This is a genomic window from Nocardia sp. NBC_01388 (genome assembly GCF_045040085.1).
In the GTDB taxonomy this organism is placed as follows: Bacteria; Actinomycetota; Actinomycetes; order Mycobacteriales; family Mycobacteriaceae; genus Nocardia.
In genome coordinates this window covers 5663006-5677498 of sequence record NZ_CP109553.1, presented here as the reverse complement: position 1 = coordinate 5677498, position 14493 = coordinate 5663006, and the positions used below count along the sequence as shown (strand labels likewise).

Genomic DNA, 14493 nt, shown 5'->3' with positions numbered 1-14493 from the left:
GAGAAGAACTCATGGCAATTCGTAAATACAAGCCGACTACCCCGGGTCGTCGTGGCGCTTCGGTCTCGGACTTCGCCGAGATCACCCGCTCCACCCCCGAGAAGTCGCTGCTGCGTCCGCTCACCAAGACCGGTGGCCGTAACGCTCAGGGCCGCATCACCACTCGTCACAAGGGTGGCGGCCACAAGCGTGCCTACCGTCTGATCGACTTCCGTCGGATGGACAAGGACGGCATCCCGGCCAAGGTCGCTCACATCGAGTACGACCCCAACCGCACCGCCAATATCGCCCTCCTGCACTTCGCGGATGGCGAGAAGCGCTACATCATCGCGCCCAAGGGCATTGCCCAGGGCACGAAGATCGAGTCCGGCGCGGGCGCCGACATCAAGCCGGGCAACAACCTGCCGATGCGCTCGATCCCGACCGGTACCACCATTCACGCGGTGGAGCTGCGTCCGGGTGGCGGCGCCAAGCTGGCCCGTTCCGCCGGTATGAGCATTCAGCTGCTGGGTAAGGAAGGCGCCTACGCCGTCCTGCGTATGCCCTCCGGTGAAATCCGCCGCGTCGATGTGCGCTGCCGCGCCACCATCGGCGAGGTCGGCAATGCCGAACAGTCGAACATCAACTGGGGCAAGGCCGGCCGTATGCGGTGGAAGGGCGTTCGCCCGACCGTCCGTGGTGTCGTCATGAACCCGGTCGACCACCCGCACGGTGGTGGTGAAGGTAAGACCTCCGGTGGTCGCCACCCGGTCTCGCCGTGGGGTAAGCCGGAAGGCCGTACCCGCAAGCCCAACCGTCCCAGCGACAAGCTCATCGTCCGCCGCCGCGGCAAGAAGCGTTAAGGAGGAGGTTAAAGATGCCACGCAGCCTCAAGAAGGGCCCGTTCGTAGACGATCACCTCCTCAAGAAGGTGGACGTTCAGAACGAGAAGGGCACGAAGCAGGTCATCAAGACCTGGTCGCGTCGTTCGACCATCATTCCCGATTTCATCGGGCACACGTTCTCGGTGCACGACGGCCGCAAGCACGTTCCGGTCTTCGTCTCGGACAACATGGTCGGGCACAAGCTCGGTGAGTTCGCGCCGACCAGGACGTTCAAGAGCCACGTCAAGGACGATCGGAAGAGCAAGCGGCGATGAGCACTGAAACTCAGAACCAGACTGCGCGCGCCACTGCCAAGCACGTGCGCGTGACGCCGATGAAGGCTCGTCGTGTTGTGGACCTGGTCCGCGGCAAGCGAGTCGAGGACGCGCTGAACATTCTGCGGTTCGCCCCGCAGGCTGCCAGCGAGCCGGTCGCCAAGGTGGTGGCTTCGGCCGCGGCCAACGCCGAGAACAACCTCGGTCTGAACCCGGCCACCCTGGTCATCTCGACGGCATTCGTCGACGAGGGCGCGACCATGAAGCGTTTCCAGCCGCGGGCCCAGGGCCGTGCGTTCCGGATCCGCAAGCGCACCAGCCACATCACCATCGAGGTCGAGAGCGTGCCTGAGCTCAGCACTGCCCCTCGCAACCGCCGGAAGGGAGGGGCAAAGTAAATGGGACAGAAAATTAATCCCCATGGCTTCCGCCTCGGTATCACGACCGACTGGAAGTCGCGTTGGTACGCCGATAAGCAGTACAAGGAATACGTCGGCGAAGACGTCAAGATCCGCAAGCTCCTCGCCACCGGCATGGAGCGGGCCGGCATCTCGAAGGTCGAGATCGAGCGCACCCGTGACCGTGTGCGTGTGGATATCCACACCGCTCGTCCGGGCATCGTCATCGGCCGCCGCGGCGCCGAGGCCGACCGTATCCGCGCCGAGCTGGAGAAGCTCACCGGCAAGCAGGTGCAGCTGAACATCCTCGAGGTCAAGAACCCCGAATCGGATGCGCAGCTCGTTGCTCAGGGTGTTGCCGAGCAGCTGTCGAACCGTGTGGCGTTCCGTCGTGCGATGCGTAAGGCCATTCAGTCGGCCATGCGTTCGCCGAACGTCAAGGGCATCCGCGTGCAGTGCTCGGGCCGCCTCGGTGGCGCCGAAATGTCGCGCTCGGAGTTCTACCGCGAAGGCCGTGTGCCCCTGCACACCCTTCGTGCGGACATCGACTACGGCCTGTACGAGGCCCGCACCACCTTCGGCCGTATCGGCGTGAAGGTGTGGATCTACAAGGGCGACATCGTCGGTGGCAAGCGTGAGGTCACTGCGACCGCCGCGCCGGCCGGCGACCGTGATCGTCCGCGTCGTGAGCGGCCCAGCCGCCCGCGTCGCTCGGGTGCCCAGGGCACCACTGCCACCAGTACTGAGGCCGGGCGTGCCGCGACTGCGGTCGCGGAGGCTCCGGCAGAGACGACCCAGGAGGGCTGACCTATGTTGATGCCTCGCAAGGTCAAGCACCGTAAGCAGCATCACCCGGGCCGTTCGGGCATGTCCAAGGGCGGCACGGCGGTTACCTTCGGTGAGTTCGGCATCCAGGCTCTGGAGCCGGCCTACGTGACCAACCGCCAGATCGAGTCGGCGCGTATCGCGATGACCCGCCACATCAAGCGTGGCGGCAAGATCTGGATCAACATCTACCCCGATCGCCCGCTCACGAAGAAGCCGGCCGAAACCCGCATGGGTTCCGGTAAGGGTTCTCCGGAGTGGTGGATCGCGAACGTGAAGCCGGGACGGATCATGTTCGAGATGTCTTACCCGAATGAGGAGACCGCTCGTGAGGCCCTGCGCCGCGCGATGCACAAGCTCCCCATGAAGTGCAGGATCGTGACGCGAGAGGAGCAGTTCTGATGGCTACCGGAACTCCGGCTGCAGAGCTGCGCGAGCTGACTGAGGACGAGCTCGTCGCGAAACTGCGTGAAGGCAAGGAAGAGCTGTTCAACCTGCGCTTCCAGATGGCGACGGGCCAGTTGCAGAACAACCGTCGTCTGCGTGTGGTCCGCCACGAGATCGCGCGCCTCTACACGGTTATGCGTGAGCGTGAGCTCGGGCTGGCCACCGGTCCTGAAGGCAAGGGAGATGCGGCATGAGTGACGCAAAAGGCCCGGCCAAGACGCCGGCAAAGGTTGAGGAGCGGGGCCAGCGCAAGATCCGCAAGGGCTACGTTGTCTCCGACAAGATGACCAAGACCATCGTGGTCGAGCTGGAGAATCGCGTGAAGCACAAGCTTTACGGCAAGATCATCCGCACCACCTCGAAGGTCAAGGCCCACGACGAGAACGAGAGCGCCAATGTCGGCGACCTCGTGCAGCTGATGGAGACCCGTCCGCTGTCCGCCACCAAGCGCTGGCGTCTGGTCGAGGTCCTGGAGCGGGCGAAGTAGCCGTAACGACTGCTTGCAGGTCGTTCGAAACGGCCAGCCCCCTCCACGGCTGACAAGTCGTAAAACGAAGGCCCGCTTCCCTTTTGGGACGCGGGCCTTCGTCGTTTCCGGGGACGGGTCAGCCCGAACCGGTCAGAACGCGCCCATATCGGCCGATAGCCAGTGTTCCGGGCTCATGAAGACCGCGGACTGCGGGCCGATGGATTCGGCGTACTTCAGGTAGCCGTCGACCTTGTCGGCGGGCAGATAGCGGGCGGCCATTTCGTGGTGCTGCGCATCGGTCATCGGGGTCACCCTGGTGATAGGGCCCTCGACAGTCACGTAGCGGACGGTAGGTTCGAGGACTTCGACCATGAGGCTGAAGCGCCCGGATTCCTTCAGCAGCCGCATCTTCTGCGATTCGGGCCCCGTCAGCACCCACAGCTCACCGCCGGGCGAGTACTGGTACCAGATGGGCACGGTCAGGGGTGCGCGTCCCGGCCGGTTGTTCACGGCCAGCGCCCCGATATGTGGTTGTGCGAGGAAACTCTGTCGTTCTTCCAACGTCAGTGCCATGTCTCCCACGGTACCGAGGGGGTACGACGTTCCTGTTTCTTCAACACGCAGAGCGCAATACTGCGTTCGGCGTTTCGCGAGGAAGAGCGGATTCCGTACCGCGCGTTCTTGTATGGGATCGGTGACCTCGCTACTCTCGGCGACGTGCCCGCTACCGGGTGCGGATCTGCGGGCGCGATCGGTGAGTGGATGCTCGACAATGTGGTTCGGATTGCGATCGTCGGAATGGGACCTCGCGGTCTGAATGTCTGTGAACGAATTTGTGCCAATGCTCGGCAGCTCGGTAATTCGGCGGGCGTCGAGCTGATTCTGCTGGACTCGAAACAGGTTGGCACCGGGGCGGTCTGGCGTACCGACCAGCCTGCCCAACTGCTGATGAATACGGTGTCCGAGCAGGTCACGGTGTTCACCGATGACACCGTCGAGATGGCCGGTCCGGTCGATCGCGGTCCGAGTCTGCATGAATGGGCCAATTTCATCGCCAAGATCGGCAATTTCGCCGGATTGCCCGCACGGGCTTATCGAGAAGCCCTCCGGATACGCGCGGAAAGCTATCCGCCGCGCTACTTCTACGGCCATTATCTGCGCTGGGCATTCGAACGAACGCGCGACCGCTATGCCGAATGGGTGCATCTGCGCGAAATTGTGGCTACCGCAGTGGATTTGCGAGACGGCCCCGGCGGATTGCAGGAACTGGAGTTGAGCACCGGGGAGCGGGTGCGCGGCCTGCACGCCGTGGTGCTCACCCAGGGCCATCTGGGGGAGGAGCAGCCGGAATCGCCTGGCTCGCTGCCGGATTCGGCGCGCCGCCTCGGACTCGGCTACGTGCCGCCGGCCAATGCCGCCGATATCGACGTGGACCGGATTCCGGAGGGCGATCCCGTGCTCATCCGGGGTCTGGGGCTCACCTTCTTCGACTATCTGGTGCTGTTGACCGCCGGACGCGGCGGTGTCTTCAAGGAGGCCGATACCGAACTGGAGTACGTGGCGTCCGACCGCGAACCGGTCATTATCGCGGGCTGTCGCCGGGGTATCCCGCACCATGCCCGCGGCGAGAACCAGAAGGGCGTGGACGGCCGGTACGCGCCGCTGCTGTTGAATCCCGCGCGCATCGACCGATTGCGCAGTCGCTCAAGGAAATTGGGCGATGTCTCCTTCCGCCGGGATGTGTGGCCGCTGATCGCCCGCGAGGTCGAATCGGTGTACTACGCGGCGCTGCTGTCCGAGCAGCTGAGCCCGCAGCGACTGGAGTCCTTCCGGGATCGGTATCTCACCGTGCCCACCGATCAGGACGCGGCGGAGTTGTTGCAGCGCTTCCATATTCGGCCGCAGGAGCGGTGGAATTGGGACAGCCTGGTGGATCCGACGGGTGGCCGCCGCTTCGACCGGCCCGGCGATTTTCACGACTGGCTGCTGGCCTATCTGGATACGGATGTGCGCGAGGCCCGCCTGGGCAATGTCCGGGGTCCGGTGAAGGCGGCGCTGGATGTGCTGCGGGATCTGCGCAATGAGGTCCGGCTCGTGGTCGACTACGGCGGTATCTCGGAGTCGTCGTATCGGGACGATCTGGATCGCTGGTACACGCCGATGAACGCCTTCCTCTCGATCGGCCCGCCCGCCAGCCGCATTGCCGAATTGGCGGCGCTGATCCGGGCGGGTGTCGTGCGGGTGGTCGGCCCCGGTATGCAGGTGGATATCGATGCCGAGCGCGGGCTCTTCGTCGCCGGTTCACCGCAGGTGCGCGGATCGCAGGTGCAGGGCCGGTATCTCATCGACGCCTGGCTGCCGGCGCCCGATCTGCGCCGCACGGCGGACCCGCTGCTGCGAAACCTACTGGACCGCAATGATGTGCGCGGTTATGCCATCGGCTCTCCGGACGGCAGCAGCTATCGGACCGGCGGTCTCACCATCGCGCCGAACACCCATCACCTGGTGGACGGCGAGGGCCGAATCCACCCGCGCCGCTATGCCTTCGGTGTTCCCACCGAGTCCGTCCGCTGGGTGACCGCGGCGGGCCCGCGCCCCGGCGTCAATTCGGTCACCCTGTCCGACGGCGACGGCATCGCCCGCGAAATCCTCACCACCCACCGCTACGACGAGTATGCGAATACTCCTGAAAGGCACGACGATATGGCGATCGAATGCGGGCTGCTGTCTCCGGTGAGCGTCGGCGTCCCGGTGGAATCCCTGCTGGGCGATGACGCGTGGATCGAGGCCATGCTGGAGGTGGAGCTCGCGCTGGCCCGCGCCGAGGCCCGGCTCGGCATGGTTCCGGACAGTGTCGCCGAGCATATGGCGATCGCGGTGCGCGAGCACGAGTTCAGCGCCCGGGATATCGCCGAAGCCGCACGGGGAGCGGCCAATCCGGTGGTCACCTTCGTGGAGCGACTGCACCGCGCGGTCGCCGATATCGACCCGGTGAGCGCGAATTACGTGCACTACGGTTCGACCAGTCAGGACATTCTGGATACGGCGACCATGGTGATCGCCGCACGGGTGCTGTCGATCATCATCACCGATCTCAACACCATGCTCGGCTCCCTCGCGGAATTGGCGCGGCGCCACCGGGATACGCCGATTGCCGGGCGGACGCTGGCCATGCAGGCCGTGCCGACCACCTTCGGCGCCAAGGTGGCGGTGTGGATGCAGGGCCTGCTCGACGCCCGCGACCGGCTGTGCCAGGTGCGGACCGGCCTGCCGGTGCAATTGGGCGGTGCGGCAGGCACTTTGGCGTCGTACATCGAATGCGCCCGCGGTGCGGATTCGCCGCTGTCGCAGGCGCCCGCCGGTGAGATCGTCGAGCGCCTCACCGAGGAGTTCGCGGCCGAACTGTCCCTCACCGTCACCGCGACCCCCTGGCATACCGTGCGCACCCCGATCGCCGATCTGGCCGGTGCGCTGGCGCTCACCTCGGGTGTGCTCGGCAAGCTCGCGGTGGATGTGATCTCTCAGTCCCGCACCGAGATCGCCGAACTGTGCGAACCCGCGGCGGCCGGTCGCGGCGAATCGTCCGCCATGCCGCAGAAGCGAAATCCGGTATTGAGCACCATGATTCGCGGCGCGGCTCTCCAGGTGCCGGGCCTGGCCTCGACACTCTTCGGTGCACTGCTGGCCGAGGACGAGCGTCCGGCGGGCTCCTGGCATTCCGAATGGCAGCCGCTGCGCGAGTGCCTGCTGCTGGTGGGCGGCGCGGCGCATACGGCGGTGGAGCTGGCCGCCGGTCTGACCGCGGACGCCGATCGGATGACCACGAATCTCACGCTCACCGACGGCCAGATCGTCTCCGAGCGTCTCTCGATCCGCCTGGCCCCGCTGCTCGGCAAGCCGGTCGCGAAGAAGACGCTACAGGCGGCCGCATATGAATCGCAGTCCACGGCGCGCCCGCTGGCCGACATCCTGGCCGAATGCCCGGATATCGCCATGCATATCGGCCGGCCGGAGCTGGCCGAGCTGTTGCGCCCCGAAAACTATCTCGGCGCAGCCCCGGATCTGGTCGATCGGGTGCTGCGCCGGATGTGAGTGTGTGCCGGTACTACCAGTTCTTGGCCGGGCGGTTGGTGGCTGCGCGTCGTTCGGCGTCCTTGGCCTTGACGCGCTCGGCCTCCTTGCGCACCTCGGCGAAGTTCTCCCGTTCCTTCACCAGCCATTCCGGTGGTGCGGCGATCAGGGCGTCGATCTCGGCGCTGGTCAGCGCGTCCTCGACACCGGCGCGGCCCAGCCCGGAGTTCGAGATGCCGAGTTTGCGGGCGACCACATCGCGCGGGAAGGGTCCGTCGGCGCGCAGGTCGAGCAGCCACTGCGGCGGATTCGTGCGCAGCTCTTCGAGCTGTGCGCGGGTGACGGGTGAGTTCCGGAACTCCTCGGGGGTTGCGGGGAGGTAGATGCCGAGTTTGGCCGCCGCGGTCAGCGGCTTCATGTTCTGGGGTTTCTTGTCCGGGCTCACATGATGAGGGTATCGGTCGGGGAGAGGTGAACCGGCCGCGCGGTGCAATAACCTCGCTCGCCGTGCAATAACCTGGGTGGAATGAGCCGGTTCGAGTCGATCGATATCCCGCGTCTGCGCTGGTTCGCCGCGGTTGCGGAACAGTTGCACTTCGCGCGCGCGGCGCAGAGTCTCGGCATTGCCCGGCAGCGCCTGAGCCGGACGATCATCGAGTTGGAGGAGGAGCTCGGCACCAAATTGTTCGTGCCGGGTGCGCAGCCGACCCAGCTCACCACCGACGGCGAGGAACTGCTGGTGGCCGCCCGCGAGCTGATCGCGAATGCCCCGGAGCCCGAACCGGTGGCGCCCGGCGAGGGTGAGCGGCTGCGGGTCGGATTTGTGCCCGGCGTGACCGTGACCAAATGGGATCGGATCTGGCGCGAGCGTTTTCCCGAGATTCCGGTCGAGATGATCCCGGTGCCGATGCGCGAGCAGGACGCGGCGCTGCGGGACGGCCGCGTCGATATGTGCTTCGTCCGCCTGCCGATCGACCGGGACGGAATCAGCGCCATCCCGCTCTATCGCGAATTGCCGGTGGTGGTGGTGCCCAAGGATCATCCGCTGTCGGTCTTCGATCAGGTGAGCATGGCCGAGCTGACCGAGGAGCGCATGCAGGACGCCGCCGATCTCGACGAGGCGGCCATGACCATGGAGTTGGTGGCGGCGGTCAGCGGTGCGGCCATCGTGCCGCATTCCATTGCGCGCCTGCACAGTCGCAAGGATCTGGTCTACCGGACCATGACCGGGGTGCCGGAGACCGAGATCGTGCTGGCCTGGCCGGATGAGCGGACCACCGAATTGGTCGAGGAGTTCGTCGGCGTGGTGCGCGGGCGTTCGGCGCGCAGTTCGCGGTCGCCGTCGGGGCAGGAGGCGGCCAAGCCGCGCCGCGCCGCGGGTCCGGGTAAGAAGCCGGCCGCCGGTGCGAAGAAGTCCGCCGGGGGTGCGAAGAAGCCGGCCGGGGCCAAGGCGAAATCGGCTGGGGCCAAGGCGAAATCGGCTGGGGCCGTGAAGAAGCCGGGCAAGCGCCGCGGAAAGTAGTAGCGGCCGAAGCTGATCCGAGGGCCTGTCTCCCGAGTGGGAGGCGGGCCCTTCGTCATGTCCGGGGTGAAGTCGGGGGATATCTCAGGGTGAAGTCAGGGTTGCGCTATACGTATACGTCTACTTATAGTGATTTCAGGTGGTGGGTAGCTCGGCCGCTGCGGAACCGGTATCCGGGAACCGTTGACGCACAGTGGATTTCGAACCCGCTGTGGGTGGACGTAGAAACATGCCCGTATGCGCATCCGCTAATGAATAATTCGTCAACCAACGGTTGACTGAAACTGAATAGTCAACCTAGTGTTGACGGATGACCGGAACTGGAGCAGATCATGGACATCGATATGCAAAAGCCTGCCGACGACGCCGCCCCCGGCACCGTGGTGACGCAGACCCTGCCTGACGGCATGACGGAGATCGAAGTGCGCGTCGGCCCCGGCGGCGCTCGCACCCAGAGCTTCGTCGGCCGCCGGCTGGCGAAATCGCAGCAGGTCACCGCGGCCGGCGCCGAGAATATTCGGATCTACCAGAGTCGCAAGGGCAAGCTGGTGGTGCACCGCCACTACCTGGACTGGTCCGATTTCTCGACGGCGACCAAGCACGTCTACGCGGAGACGAAGGACCACTTCAATGCCCGGCGGGAAGAGTTCGTCGCGGCCCGCCGCAATGCAGACGGCTCCCACGTTCCGCTGATTGCCAACTGGGCCACCGAATTCAAGGGCTGGCGCGACCTGGTCGATGTCGGTCAGGATGGCTATGGCGACTACACACTCGAAATCGTGGATTCGCTGGGGGAGTTGCGTGACCGAGTGCCTGCCAAGGCGTACCGGACAGTTGCCGATGCGGTGGAAAACCCGTCTGCGCAGTTTCTCGACATCTGACAGCTCTGCCGGAACAGATTCTGCACGCGGTCGAAACCCTGAAAGGACTTCCCCCGCATGTTCTCCCGACTGGGACGCTTCGTCGTCAAACAGCCGTGGCTGGTCATCGGCGTCTGGCTGATCGCCATCATCGCGGTGGTGGCCACGGCGCCCAAGCTCACCGCCACCACCGACCAATCCGACTTCCTGCCTTCGCATTACGAGTCCATCCAGGCGATGGAGTTGCAGCAAAAGGCATTTCCCAACAGCAACACCCCGGCCGCGCTGATCGTCTTCGAGCGCACCGACGGTGCTCCGCTGACCGACAGTGACGTGGCCACGGTGCAGGCCGCCGCGGGCAAGCTGGACGACCTGCACCTGAAGGACGTCCTCAAGGTGCAGGCGGCTCCCGCCGCGGACAATCGCTCGATTCAGATTGCCGCAGTGGCGATGACGAAGGTGACCAGTCAGGGCGATACCAAGCAGACCGATGCGGTCAAGGCATTGCGTACGGCCTTGAAGGATCAGACCAACGGCACCGATCTGAAGGCGGGTGTCACCGGCGCCGCGGCCCAGCAGCTGGATCAGCAGGAGTCCGGCAATAACGCGCTGGCCATCATCGGCATCGCCACCATCGCGCTGATTCTGATTCTGCTGCTGGTGATCTTCCGCAGTCCGGTGATCGCGTTCCTGCCGATCATTGTGATCGGGGTGGTCTCGCTCGGCGTCAATGGCCTGATTGCCATGGTGAGCAAGGCTTTCGACCTCAAGGTCGACTCCTCCGTGCAGTCACTGCTGATCGTGGTGCTGTTCGGCGTCGGCACCGACTACATCCTCTTCCTCATGTTCCGCTACCGCGAGCGCCTGCGTGCCGGTGAGGATCCCAAGACCGCCATGGTCAGCGCGGTCACCCGGGTCGGCGAGGCGATCAGTTCGGCCGCGGCCGCGGTGATCATCGCCTTCGGTGCGCTCATGCTGTCGACGCTGGGCATGTTCCGTTCGCTCGGCCCGGCGCTGGCGATCGCCGTCGCGGTGGCGCTGCTGGCGGGTCTGACGCTGGTTCCGGCCATTGTTTCGCTGTTGGGCACCAAGGTGTTCTGGCCGTCGAAGGCCTGGAAGCAGGAGCCGACGGGTGCGCGGTTCGCTTCGGTCGGTGCGGCGCTGGGCAAGCGGCCCGGTGTGTTCGCGGTGGCCTCCGGCGGTGTGCTGCTCGCGCTCGGCATTGTGGCGTTCGGTTTCAATCCGACCTTCGATCTGAGCTCGAGTTCGACTTCGGATACCTCCGAATCCACGGTCTACAGCAAGGAATTGCTGAAGGGCGAGCCCGCGGGCACCACCCAGCCGTCGCAGGTCTACCTGCGTACCGATGGCGCCGAGCTGACCGCCGAGCAGCTGACCGCCTACCGTCAGGCGCTGACCGGCGTCTCCGGTGTGGGCCAGGTGTCGGAGCCGAAACTCTCGACCGACAAGTCGGTGGCCGAGTACCAGGTGACGCTCAATGACACTCCGGAATCGGATGCCGCACTGGCGACGATCAAGGGCCCGCTGCGCGATACCGCGCATTCGGCCGCGCCGCCGGGATCCACGGCCGTGGTGGGCGGTATGACCTCGGTGTTCGTCGACTTCAAGGCCGCCATGAACCGGGATTACTCGGTGGTGTTCCCGGTGGCCGCGGTGCTCATCATGCTGGTGCTGGGTTTGCTGCTGCGCAGTCTGGTGGCGCCCTGGTATCTGATCGCGTCGGTCTTCCTCGGCTTCGCGGCCACGCTCGGTGCGGCGGTGCTGGTCTTCCAGCACATCCAGGGGAATTCGGGCTTGATCTTCACCTTGCCGCTGATCATGTATCTGTTCGTGGTCGCACTCGGGACCGACTACAACATCCTCATGGTGGCCCGATTGCGGGAGGAGGCCCGCGAGGGCCACGATCCGCACAAGGCCGCGGCCGAGGCGGTCAAGCACACGGGTCCGACGATCGCCGCTGCCGGTCTCATCCTGGCGGGCACCTTCGCCTCGATGATGCTGGCGGGCAATACCGCGCTCTCGCAGATGGGTTTCGCCATCTCGGTGGGCATCGGTATCGCGGCCTTCGTCATGGCGATGTTCTTCACGCCGTCGGTGACCGCGCTGATCGGCCGCCGGGCCTGGTGGCCGGGTCACGGCGGGGACGCCGACCCGGCGATCTCGCTGGAGAAGCAGGATTGGGACGACCCGCGGTGGTCGCAGCCTGATTCGGCGCGGCGGTAGTCGCGAATCTGTTCCGTAGTTCGGCCGGGCCCGTCTCCTTTTCCGGGGGCGGGCCTGGTCTTTTGCCGTCGCCGACAGGGTCTGACAGAAACGCGTTTCAGTTTTTTCCCGAAAGTGCCACCGCCCGAACTGGACAACCGATATGGTTCGCCGGACCGTACAGCAAGGGAGTTTCGCATGACCGTGACCGTGAACAAGCACATCGCCCGGCGGGCCGGCGTCGGCGTCACCGCCCTGGCCGCGATGGCCTGTTCGGCGGCCCTGACGGCGCCCTACGCGTCGGCGTCGCCCACCGGCCTGTCGGTCAATGCCAGCAATGTCTACGCCGCCTGCACCTACCAGGTGACCGCGACCTACGACAGCTGGATCCAGGTCTGGTTCTACGACAACGGCCTGGTCATCGGCGGTAGCCCGATCAACCCGTCGAACGGCACCGCCACCATCCAGTGGACCCCGAAGGGCGCGGGCACCCACACCCTGTCCACCCTGCAGGGTTCGGCCTGGGAGCTGAAGGTCAATGTTCTGCAGCCCACCCTGACCGGCAGCGCCACCTGCGGTGCGGGCCCGCTCGGCTTCATGGGCTCCTGATACTCGATTCGGTCGCGGCCCGACCGCACCGAATCGTCCCCGGGCCGGCTGATGCCAATCCTCTGTTCCCTAGTCAGCCGGTCCGGCCCCTCCGAAGTGCTTGCGGCGCTGTAATTTCAGCGCATCGTCGTATGCCAGACCACGGCGGCGGCGAGTGCGCCCGCGCCGTTCAGCGACCAGTGCAGTGCGATGGGTGCGAGCAGGCTGCCGCTGCGGCGGCGCAGCCAGGTGAAGACGACTCCGGCTGCGGCCGTTGCCAATACGGCGAGTGCGATACCGGCGATCTGCCCGGCGACACCACCGCCGAGGAAACTGCTCAATCCCTTGTTGCCACTGGTGAGACCCAGTGACGAGGCCACATGCCAGAGTCCGAAAAGCAGTGATCCGGTGGCGAATACGCCGCGCGCCCCGTAGGCGCGATCGAGCGTGCCGTGCAGCACGCCGCGGAAGGCGAGCTCTTCCGGAATGGCCGTCTGCAGCGGAATGACGATCATGGACGCGATGAGCGCACCGGAGATGGTGGCGTACCGATCGGCCAGGAAGAACGGCCGGGTGATCGGCAGCATCGCGCCGATGGCCACCGCCCCGAGCACGATCCCCACCGCGGCCAGCGCCCAGATTGTGCCGCGCCGCCACTGTCGCGGATCGAGTCCGAGCTCGCCCCAGCCGAGTCCGCGGCGGCGGACCAGGGCCAGCAGCACCAGTGCGGCTACCGGCACCGTGACAATGCTGGCCCAGCTGGTGGTGAAGTGCGCAATGAGATTTGTGCAGATCAAGGCCATGACAACGACCGCTACATCGATGTAGGCGTGCAGGCGAAGGCGCAGTGGCGCGGGTGCGTCGGGAAGCACAGCGACCGCACCGTTATCTGATCGAGACATCCCGGCCAGCGTACGCCGGGATTCTGAGAACGGGCCTCGAATGTGGTCGAGGCCGCTGGATGTCAGCCTCCGATTCCGCGCGCCCAGCCCTCGGGGTCGTTCCAGGCCTGCAGTGTGCGACGGGTTTCGAAGCGGCGCGGGAGCTTGGTGATCGGATCGGTGAATTCGAGCGCACCGGCCAGCAATTGCAGCGGCCGGCTGAAATCGCCGACCGGCTTGTCGGTGAGTTCCGGATAGAAGTCGTCACCGAGGATCGGTATGCCGAGCCCGTTCATATGCAGTCGCAGCTGATGGGTGCGACCGGTCCTGGGCCGCAGCCGATATCGCGCGAGGCCGTCGCGCTCTTCGATCAGTTCGATATGGGTTTCGGCATTGGGTTCGCCGGGCTCCTCGAAGGCGCGCAGCACCTGCCGCTCCTTGACGATCCGGCTGATGATCGTGCGCGGCAGTTCGAGTTCCGGATCGAAGCGGGCGATGGCTTCGTATTCCTTGTGCACCACGCGTTTGTGGAACATGGTCTGGTACGCGCCGCGGCGTGCGGGATTGACGATGAACAGCACCAGTCCGGCGGTGACCCGGTCCAGCCGGTGCGCGGGCACCAGATCCGGGAGGTCGAGTTCACGCCGCAGGCGGACCAGCGCGGTCTGCAGAATGTGCTGTCCGCGCGGAATCGTGGACAGGAAGTGCGGTTTGTCGATGACGAGCAGATCGTCGTCGCGGTGCACGATGCCGATCTCGAACGGTACATCGGTCTCCACCGGCAGATCCCGGTGGAACCAGATCGCGCCGCCGGGCACATAGGCCGCGTCGGGGGCGATGGGTCCGGCCAGATCCACGATGCCGCCTTCGCGCAGCAGTTCGTCGATGCGCGCGGCGGGCACCCGGGGCAGTCGCTCGACGAGGTGGTCGCGAATGGTCGCCCACTCGCCGTCCTCGGGCAGCCGCAATCGTGCCGGGTCCAACCCGTGCCGCTTGGGTAGCGGCGGCTGCTGCCTGCGTCTCACCTGGAAGACCCTAGTCGTGCCACCGCGACCCGCCTTCCCCGGATGG

Annotated in this window: 16 protein-coding genes; 12 read left to right on the top strand and 4 right to left on the bottom strand. The window is 65.8% G+C overall.

All coding sequences use genetic code 11. The features are described 5' to 3' along the window. Positions 1–11: 11 nt before the first annotated feature. From rplB to rpsQ, 7 genes are read left to right on the top strand one after another with little or no spacing between them, the layout of a single operon-like run. Positions 12–842: a 50S ribosomal protein L2 gene (gene rplB, locus OG716_RS27575; protein ID WP_405133555.1), complete on the top strand. Its 831-nt coding sequence runs from the start codon at positions 12–14 to the stop codon at positions 840–842. Positions 843–856: 14 nt separating this feature from the next. Beyond that, entirely contained in the window at positions 857–1138 is a 282-nt protein-coding gene (gene rpsS / locus OG716_RS27570; protein WP_327143669.1) for a 30S ribosomal protein S19, read from the top strand. Further along, a complete protein-coding gene (gene rplV / locus OG716_RS27565; RefSeq protein ID WP_327143670.1) occupies positions 1135–1536 on the top strand; it encodes a 50S ribosomal protein L22 in 402 nt (133 codons plus the stop codon). The genes rpsS and rplV overlap by 4 nt, the downstream gene beginning before the upstream one ends. Next, positions 1537–2343, top strand: a complete 807-nt coding sequence (gene rpsC / locus OG716_RS27560) for a 30S ribosomal protein S3 (RefSeq protein ID WP_297609504.1) — start codon at positions 1537–1539, stop codon at positions 2341–2343. A 3-nt stretch (positions 2344–2346) separates the two neighbouring features. After that, entirely contained in the window at positions 2347–2763 is a 417-nt protein-coding gene (gene rplP, locus OG716_RS27555) for a 50S ribosomal protein L16 (RefSeq protein ID WP_327143671.1), read from the top strand. Beyond that, the gene (rpmC, locus tag OG716_RS27550) at positions 2763–3002 is read left to right on the top strand and encodes a 50S ribosomal protein L29 (RefSeq protein ID WP_327143672.1); all 240 of its coding nucleotides are present in this window, start codon (positions 2763–2765) and stop codon (positions 3000–3002) included. Before rplP ends, rpmC begins: the two co-directional genes overlap by 1 nt. After that, positions 2999–3295, top strand: coding sequence for a 30S ribosomal protein S17 (gene rpsQ / locus OG716_RS27545; protein WP_327143673.1), 297 nt, complete (start codon positions 2999–3001; stop codon positions 3293–3295). Before rpmC ends, rpsQ begins: the two co-directional genes overlap by 4 nt. A gap of 132 nt (positions 3296–3427) precedes the next feature. Here rpsQ and OG716_RS27540 read toward each other — a convergent pair whose 3' ends face one another. Further along, positions 3428–3850, bottom strand: a complete 423-nt coding sequence (locus OG716_RS27540; RefSeq protein WP_405133554.1) for a pyridoxamine 5'-phosphate oxidase family protein — start codon at positions 3848–3850, stop codon at positions 3428–3430. Positions 3851–3994: 144 nt separating this feature from the next. Here OG716_RS27540 and OG716_RS27535 point away from each other — a divergent pair, with 144 nt between their 5' ends. Beyond that, positions 3995–7369: an FAD/NAD(P)-binding protein gene (locus OG716_RS27535; protein ID WP_405133553.1), complete on the top strand. Its 3375-nt coding sequence runs from the start codon at positions 3995–3997 to the stop codon at positions 7367–7369. Between the two features lie 13 nt (positions 7370–7382). On the opposite strand, the gene OG716_RS27530 is transcribed toward OG716_RS27535, so the two are convergent. Continuing rightward, a complete protein-coding gene (locus tag OG716_RS27530; protein WP_327143676.1) occupies positions 7383–7793 on the bottom strand; it encodes a DUF5997 family protein in 411 nt (136 codons plus the stop codon). 81 nt (positions 7794–7874) lie between these two features. Between OG716_RS27530 and OG716_RS27525 the strand changes: the two genes are divergently transcribed. The 4 genes from OG716_RS27525 to OG716_RS27510 all read left to right on the top strand — a co-directional run bounded on the left by OG716_RS27525 (position 7875) and on the right by OG716_RS27510 (position 12562). Continuing rightward, positions 7875–8870, top strand: coding sequence for a LysR family transcriptional regulator (locus tag OG716_RS27525; protein WP_405133552.1), 996 nt, complete (start codon positions 7875–7877; stop codon positions 8868–8870). Between the two features lie 332 nt (positions 8871–9202). Continuing rightward, complete coding sequence (locus tag OG716_RS27520; RefSeq protein WP_405133551.1) at positions 9203–9751, top strand: EXLDI protein; 549 nt, start codon at positions 9203–9205, stop codon at positions 9749–9751. A 57-nt stretch (positions 9752–9808) separates the two neighbouring features. Then, positions 9809–11974: an MMPL family transporter gene (locus tag OG716_RS27515; protein WP_405133550.1), complete on the top strand. Its 2166-nt coding sequence runs from the start codon at positions 9809–9811 to the stop codon at positions 11972–11974. A 177-nt stretch (positions 11975–12151) separates the two neighbouring features. Next, positions 12152–12562: a hypothetical protein gene (locus OG716_RS27510; protein WP_405133549.1), complete on the top strand. Its 411-nt coding sequence runs from the start codon at positions 12152–12154 to the stop codon at positions 12560–12562. A gap of 116 nt (positions 12563–12678) precedes the next feature. On the opposite strand, the gene OG716_RS27505 is transcribed toward OG716_RS27510, so the two are convergent. Together OG716_RS27505 and OG716_RS27500 are read right to left on the bottom strand one after the other, a co-directional pair. Next, positions 12679–13344: a CPBP family intramembrane glutamic endopeptidase gene (locus OG716_RS27505; RefSeq protein ID WP_405139935.1), complete on the bottom strand. Its 666-nt coding sequence runs from the start codon at positions 13342–13344 to the stop codon at positions 12679–12681. A 161-nt stretch (positions 13345–13505) separates the two neighbouring features. After that, positions 13506–14447 (bottom strand): RluA family pseudouridine synthase, encoded by a 942-nt coding sequence (locus tag OG716_RS27500; RefSeq protein ID WP_355124350.1) that lies wholly within the window; start codon positions 14445–14447, stop codon positions 13506–13508. Between the last annotated feature and the right edge of the window lie 46 nt (positions 14448–14493).

Excerpts from the sequence above, each read along its gene's own strand:
- rplB (WP_405133555.1), top strand. The coding sequence starts at position 12 with ATGGCAATTCGTAAATACAAGCCGACTACCCCGGGTCGTCGTGGCGCT.
- rpsS (WP_327143669.1), top strand. The coding sequence starts at position 857 with ATGCCACGCAGCCTCAAGAAGGGCCCGTTCGTAGACGATCACCTCCTC.
- rplV (WP_327143670.1), top strand. The coding sequence starts at position 1,135 with ATGAGCACTGAAACTCAGAACCAGACTGCGCGCGCCACTGCCAAGCAC.
- rpsC (WP_297609504.1), top strand. The coding sequence starts at position 1,537 with ATGGGACAGAAAATTAATCCCCATGGCTTCCGCCTCGGTATCACGACC.
- rplP (WP_327143671.1), top strand. The coding sequence starts at position 2,347 with ATGTTGATGCCTCGCAAGGTCAAGCACCGTAAGCAGCATCACCCGGGC.
- rpmC (WP_327143672.1), top strand. The coding sequence starts at position 2,763 with ATGGCTACCGGAACTCCGGCTGCAGAGCTGCGCGAGCTGACTGAGGAC.
- rpsQ (WP_327143673.1), top strand. The coding sequence starts at position 2,999 with ATGAGTGACGCAAAAGGCCCGGCCAAGACGCCGGCAAAGGTTGAGGAG.
- OG716_RS27540 (WP_405133554.1), bottom strand. The coding sequence starts at position 3,850 with ATGGCACTGACGTTGGAAGAACGACAGAGTTTCCTCGCACAACCACAT.
- OG716_RS27525 (WP_405133552.1), top strand. The coding sequence starts at position 7,875 with ATGAGCCGGTTCGAGTCGATCGATATCCCGCGTCTGCGCTGGTTCGCC.
- OG716_RS27520 (WP_405133551.1), top strand. The coding sequence starts at position 9,203 with ATGGACATCGATATGCAAAAGCCTGCCGACGACGCCGCCCCCGGCACC.
- OG716_RS27515 (WP_405133550.1), top strand. The coding sequence starts at position 9,809 with ATGTTCTCCCGACTGGGACGCTTCGTCGTCAAACAGCCGTGGCTGGTC.
- OG716_RS27510 (WP_405133549.1), top strand. The coding sequence starts at position 12,152 with ATGACCGTGACCGTGAACAAGCACATCGCCCGGCGGGCCGGCGTCGGC.
- OG716_RS27505 (WP_405139935.1), bottom strand. The coding sequence starts at position 13,344 with ATGGCCTTGATCTGCACAAATCTCATTGCGCACTTCACCACCAGCTGG.